This is a genomic window from Candidatus Eisenbacteria bacterium (assembly GCA_018831195.1).
GTDB lineage: Bacteria > Eisenbacteria > RBG-16-71-46 > CAIMUX01 > JAHJDP01 > JAHJDP01.
The window spans coordinates 1-2,330 of record JAHJDP010000073.1 but is presented as its reverse complement, the minus strand read 5'-3'; the positions used below and the strand labels follow the sequence as shown (position 1 = coordinate 2,330).

The 2,330-nt window shown below is 54.0% G+C and carries 2 protein-coding genes; one reads left to right on the top strand and one right to left on the bottom strand.

Going from position 1 to position 2,330, the window contains the following annotated elements:
• Positions 1 to 423: 423 nt before the first annotated feature.
• Positions 424 to 1,998 carry an IS66 family transposase gene (locus KJ970_12340; GenBank protein MBU2691706.1) on the bottom strand — a complete coding sequence of 525 codons (1,575 nt, stop codon included), beginning with the start codon at positions 1,996 to 1,998 and terminating at the stop codon, positions 424 to 426.
• A 115-nt stretch (positions 1,999 to 2,113) separates the two neighbouring features.
• Between KJ970_12340 and KJ970_12335 the strand changes: the two genes are divergently transcribed.
• Positions 2,114 to 2,330, top strand: a 217-nt coding sequence (locus KJ970_12335) for a Y4bD/Y4pK family protein (GenBank protein ID MBU2691705.1), incomplete at its 3' end; no start/stop codon positions are given.

The window sequence follows — 2,330 nt, the reverse complement described above, 5'->3', positions numbered from 1 at the left end:
TATGGATGCTTTCACAGCCGCACGGATCGACAGCCTGATAAGAGAGGTCTTTACCGGTTCGGAGAAGCAGAATTCAGTAGCCTAGGTGCAGAAGCGAGGAGCCATACTCAGAGATTTGACAGGAAACTTGGGACTTGACCGAAAAGCCCTCGAAACTGGGGGACTACAGCTACGAAACCTGAGATACGAAGCTTTCCCTCCAGACCAAGCCCTATTTCCTGGTCCAGCTCTGCTGCCTGGCCGAAATGCTGGAAGCCGCCCAAGGCATCAGGCCAACCGACCTAAAAATCGTCCTCGGTGATCGACGACAAGAAAAAAGTCCTGTCAGCGACAAACATTTTTACCGGATCCTGGCTTTCAGGAGTACGAGTCCGGTGAACCCATGTTGCCCGGGCTCGGAGCTAGGCTCACCGGCTCGCGAATCTAGTTGTTCACTGGGGGATTAGGCTCTCTGCCCATTTCTTCCGCCCAAGCCCAGGGTGTCAGCCTGGCGATCTCCGACATGGGCGTCGTATCCACTTTTTGAAGGATGTCTTCGAGGTAGCTCTCTGGGTTGATTCCCAAAGTCTTGCAGGTCGCCACCAGAGAGAAAAGATTTGCCCCCACCTTGGCTCCTTCGGGGCTCCCAAAAAACAACCAATTTTTTCTCCCAATCACAATGTGCCTGATTGCGCGTTCTGAATCATTGTTATGGATCTCAAGCTCCGGATCCCTCAAGAAGAGTCTCAACGGTCGCCATTGATTGTACAAATAGGTCAATGCTTTACCCAAGGGACTCTTGGGGAGTGTGGAACGCTCGGCGCGAAGTTCTTTCACGCGCTTGCGAATCCGTTTCAATACAATGCGGCTGAGGCGACCTCGGACATCCTGACGCAAGTCCAAAAATGCTCCGTGCTCAAGAGCAAGCCTCTCGGACCGCCGCTTGACCGCTCGCTCGATCCAAAACAGCCTCTGAATGGGTCTCAGCAACAGGACGGCCTTGGGCGTTCCCGCGTCCGCAGCCTCAACGACCTTCCTCCGGGCGTGGCTCCAACACCCCGCACGCTTTAAGTTCTCGGTTCGCGTGACTTCGTCGTAGCCGCTATAACCATCCGACTGCAATGTCCCTCGTTTCCACCCACGCAAAAAACCAGAAGGCCCGTCTCGACCTCGTGACATCGTGAACTTGAAAATCCGCTTCTTCCCAATCCCATAGCACCAGATATACCCCTTGTGACTTCCCTTTCGATCCTCCAATCGAACCGTCACCGGTGTCTCGTCCGCCTGCAAAAGCCGCTCTGTGAGAAGCTCCTTGCGCATCTGATCCAAAACCGCCTCGGCAACAAGCTCACTCACCCGGCGCAACATCTCCCACATCGTCGACTTCGGCAGCGAAAAACCCTGTCGTTTGTAAATCCCCGACAAACGATGCAGTGGCTGGTGATCTCCATACTTCGCCACCGCCAAATGCGCATAAACCGATGGCTCATACTTGCATTTCTCGATGAGAGAAGGAGGAAGCTCCGGCGTCCGAACACCATGCCCCACAGGACAGGCATATTTCTTCCGGACATACTGCTTCACTACAAGACGCGCTGGGATAATGTGACCCCGTTCAGTGGTCTCGACACCGATCTCCTTCATCTCCCGGCCGCAGTCAGAGCACTGCCGGTCCTCGGGAGAAAGCGGAAGCTCGATAACCTCACGTGGAAGATGAGCTGGGAAGGATGTCCGGCCATGGCCCTTGTGCCGCTTTCGGACACTGACCCTTTTCTCCTCGACCTCTTCAGCCTCCGACACGGATTCCGAGGTCCCCAGAAGCGCCTCCTCGAACATGCGGAGCTGATCCGGATCCAAACGCTCAGATTTCTTTCGGAACATGCGATGAAGCAGTACCCTGATTTCTTCCGATAAACTCTTGTTCTGACGCTCGAGTTTATCCAGCGCCTCCTTCAAAGACTCGTTCTCCGCTTGCAGAGTTCGAATGATTTCCTCGGGTGTCAAGATAACATTCATCATGACCATACTTATACATTCGACAAATATTTGCAAGCAAATAATGATTAAAAATAATCATCATGCGCCAATCTCCGCCGTGAACTCCGAAGATCGATCCCCTCGAGAAGCAACGACAATTCACTCGCCGAAACCTCATGGCGCCGCTCATGCCCGCCAGCCTGATCGTAGATATGAAACCGGCCTCGCTCCAGCCGCTTGTACCTCAATTCAAAATGCAAACTCTTCCATCGTCGGGACACACCTTGTGTGCGTCACGCATCCGTTCCATCCACTCAGCGGACAACGATTCGTCTGTGTGGGCGAGCGATACAACCGCTACGGCACTCGTCTCC

Coding starts and splice junctions, on each gene's coding strand:
- KJ970_12340 (MBU2691706.1), bottom strand. CDS start 1,998: ATGATGAATGTTATCTTGACACCCGAGGAAATCATTCGAACTCTGCAA.